Consider the following 3075-nt stretch of genomic DNA (forward strand, 5'->3'; position numbering starts at 1 on the left):
AAGGCATAACCCTGCGCGGTGTGCTCGGAGAGGAGCTGCACCAAATCCTGGGCGAGGCGCGTGAAGACCGCCTGGGGCCCGCGCCGGCTCGTGCTCCGGGCCTTGTCCGGATCGAACAGCAGGATGAGGTCGACGTCGCTCGAGTAGTTAAGCTCGAAGGCGCCGAGCTTCCCCATGCCGAGCACGATGAAGCCGCTGTCGCGCTCGGGATGGGCGGGATCGGCGATGTGCCAGACGACGACCGGCGACTCGTCGTAGCGCTCGACCAGCAGCGACCCGCCGTCCGGCGCCCACCAGAAGCCGCGGGCGCGGTCGAGCTCCTCGGCGGCGACGAACTCGGCGAGGCCCCACACGACCTCCTCCGGCTCGTCGGACCCCGGGCCGACCAGCGCGCGGTCGTCGCCCGTGTCGAGGTCGACGACGTGCAGGGCGCGGTCGCCGGCGTAGGCGATCCGCCGGCCGGTGGGGTCGAGGTGCGGGTCGACGACGGGCGCCGCCGTCGCGAGCTCGCGCACACCACGCGTCCCGGTCAGGTCGGCGACGAAGAGCCGGGACGAGAGCGCGAACGCTGCCGTCGTGCAGTCGTCGTCGGTGCTGAACGCGACGACGCCGGACGTCGTCACGCGCAGCCGTTCGCGGCGCGCCTGCTCCTCGACGGTGAGCTCCTCGTCGCCCGCGCCGAGCAGTTCGACCGGGTCGGCGACGAGCCGTTCGCGTGCCTCGGCGACGTCGTAGACCCACAGTGCGTGCGCCCGCTCGGTGCCGCTCGGCGAGCGCAGGAACACGACCCGCTGCCCGTCCGGGCTCACCGCGAAGCCCTTCGGCAGACCGAGGCGGAAGTTCATCGTGCGCGCGGCGAGCCGCGGGAAGGAGTCGGACGTCATGCCCGCCATGCTGGCATTGCCGCCGATCACCGTGACGGTCGCCCGTGGAGCCCCCCTCGCGGAATAGTTGCGGCTGCAATCAGCTTGGACGAGGCAGTCACTGCCGAGGAGCACCGATGACCACCACGCTCGAACCCGCCGTCGACATCCGCCGCGCGGCCGACCGCTTCGCCACCCGACTGTCGTGGCTCGACTCGAAGCACTCGTTCTCGTTCGGCCGGCACCACGACCGGCGCAACACTCACCACGGCCTGCTGCTGGTGAACAACGACGACATCGTCACGCCCGGCGCGGGCTTCGAGACCCACCCGCACCAGGACATGGAGATCGTCACCTGGGTGCTGCAGGGCTCACTCGTGCACCAGGACTCGGAGGGGCACAGCGGCGTCATCTACCCGGGTCTCGCCCAGCGGATGAGCGCCGGCACCGGCATCCTGCACTCGGAGAAGAACGACGCCTGGCGCCTCACCGGCGGCGACACGCACACCGACCCGGTGCACTTCGTCCAGATGTGGGTGCTGCCGGACGAGCCGGGCATCCGCCCGGGCTACGAGCAGCTCGAGATCGCCGACGCCGACCTGCGCAACGCGCTGCGGCCGATCGCGTCCGGCATGGACGCGTACGCCGACGAGGCGGCGATCCGCATCCGCAACCGGTACGCCGCCCTGTTGAGCGCGCGGTTGGACGCGGGCCGGTCGGTGCAGCTGCCCGACGCACCCTTCGTCCACCTCTTCGTGCCACGCGGTGCGATCGAGCTCGAGGGCGCCGGCCGCCTCGACGCCGGCGACGCCGCCCGCATCACCGTGGGTGGCCAGCGGGTCACCGCGGTCGAACCGGCGGAGATCCTCGTGTGGGAGATGCACGCGACGATCGCCGACTGAGCCAGCCGGGTCGCCGGCCCGGCCGCACGGCACGGGCCGGCGCGGGCGTCAGCGGCTCCAGCTGCCGCGGCGGGCGAACAGCCACAGGATCGCGACGATGACGACGAACCACAGCAGCGGGTGCACGGTGAGCCCGAGCGCCGCGGCGATGATGACGATCACGAGCGCGATCAGGATGTCCATGAGCATGACGACCTCCGGTTACCGAACCAGCAGAGTGGTTCGGCGATACCCGTCCTGCATGGTCGGCTAACACCGGTTAAACACCGACGCAGCCATGCCCGTCAGCGCCAGCCCGGCGTCCGACCGGCCTGCGCGATCCAATCGAGCATCTGCGGCTGCGTCACCTCGTCCGCCGACCTGATCTTGACGTAGCGGCTCCGGCCGACGTCACCGAGCGGCGGCACGGGATCAAAGTCGGCGCCGCCGAGGAACAGGATGTTCGCCGAGAGCTGGTAGGGCGCGACCTCGATGACCCAGCCGAGGTCGGGCAGGCCGTAGAACGCGCGGTGGAACTTGACCGCGTACTCGAGGCCGTCGAGGGTCTCGCGCACCGCCTCGTCGACGACACTGACCAGCGGGCGCACGCGTGGGGCGACGTCGGCGAACCAGGCCCCGATCACCTCGTGACCGGGCGTGGGGTCCGGCGGCTTCCGCCGCGGATTGCCCTTGATCTGCTTCGGCACGACGCGAACCTATGCCGTGGACGTGACGCCGGCACCCCGTGGGTACACCACCACCATGAACGCATCGACGGTGGAGCGGGATCGAGCGCAGCACGCCCCGACCGGTGCCTTCGGGCTTCTGGCCGACGCGGCCGGCCGGTTCGCGGTGGCGAAGCTGGAGCACAAGCTCACCGCCTGGGGCGGACAGCACCAGGGCGCTGCCGGTGGCACAGCGCCCGGCGCGCTGGTCGCCGCGGCCGACGCGGGTCTCGAGCAACTGGCGGACGGCGGCGGCGCGATGAAGGCCGCGGGTGCCGATGCGGTCGAGGCGGTCGTCCATCACGACAACCCCGTCACTGCAGCGATCAAGGGCGCGTGGAGTGAGGCGACGACGGCGGTCCGTGCCGCCATGATCTCGGCCGCGGTCGCCGCCGTGCTGCTGCTGGTGCTGTCGCCCGTGCTGCTCGTCGTGTTCCTGCTGGCGCTGCTGATCGTCGCCGCGGTGCACCAGGGCCGCCGCCGTACCGCCGACGCTGCGACGTAGGTCGGCTGGACGCGCCGAGGACACCGGCGCACGGGATCACTTCCAGCTGAAGTGCACGAAGATCCGGCCGTGGTTGTCCTTGTCCTTCTCGACCCGGTGGT

The 3075-nt window shown here is 71.4% G+C and carries 5 protein-coding genes; 2 read left to right on the forward strand and 3 right to left on the reverse strand.

The window, feature by feature from the left end; all coding sequences use genetic code 11:
• Positions 1-884 (reverse strand): DPP IV N-terminal domain-containing protein (locus tag ACTHMS_RS12535; protein WP_440307001.1); only part of this gene is annotated, 884 nt, incomplete at its 3' end.
• A gap of 116 nt (positions 885-1000) precedes the next feature.
• Here ACTHMS_RS12535 and ACTHMS_RS12540 point away from each other — a divergent pair.
• A complete protein-coding gene (locus ACTHMS_RS12540; RefSeq protein WP_440307002.1) occupies positions 1001-1765 on the forward strand; it encodes a pirin family protein in 765 nt (254 codons plus the stop codon).
• Positions 1766-1813: 48 nt separating this feature from the next.
• Here the strand turns inward: ACTHMS_RS12540 and ACTHMS_RS12545 are convergent, their stop codons facing one another.
• Both ACTHMS_RS12545 and ACTHMS_RS12550 read right to left on the reverse strand, forming a co-directional pair.
• Positions 1814-1954 carry a hypothetical protein gene (locus ACTHMS_RS12545; protein ID WP_440307003.1) on the reverse strand — a complete coding sequence of 47 codons (141 nt, stop codon included), beginning with the start codon at positions 1952-1954 and terminating at the stop codon, positions 1814-1816.
• Between the two features lie 95 nt (positions 1955-2049).
• Positions 2050-2451: a DUF1801 domain-containing protein gene (locus ACTHMS_RS12550; RefSeq protein ID WP_440307004.1), complete on the reverse strand. Its 402-nt coding sequence runs from the start codon at positions 2449-2451 to the stop codon at positions 2050-2052.
• 55 nt (positions 2452-2506) lie between these two features.
• On the opposite strand from ACTHMS_RS12550, the gene ACTHMS_RS12555 reads away from it, so the two are divergent.
• Positions 2507-2974 (forward strand): hypothetical protein, encoded by a 468-nt coding sequence (locus ACTHMS_RS12555; protein WP_440307005.1) that lies wholly within the window; start codon positions 2507-2509, stop codon positions 2972-2974.
• Positions 2975-3075: the final 101 nt, after the last annotated feature.

Source organism: Jatrophihabitans sp. (assembly GCF_051960575.1).
Lineage (GTDB): Bacteria > Actinomycetota > Actinomycetes > Mycobacteriales > Jatrophihabitantaceae > JBQCEE01.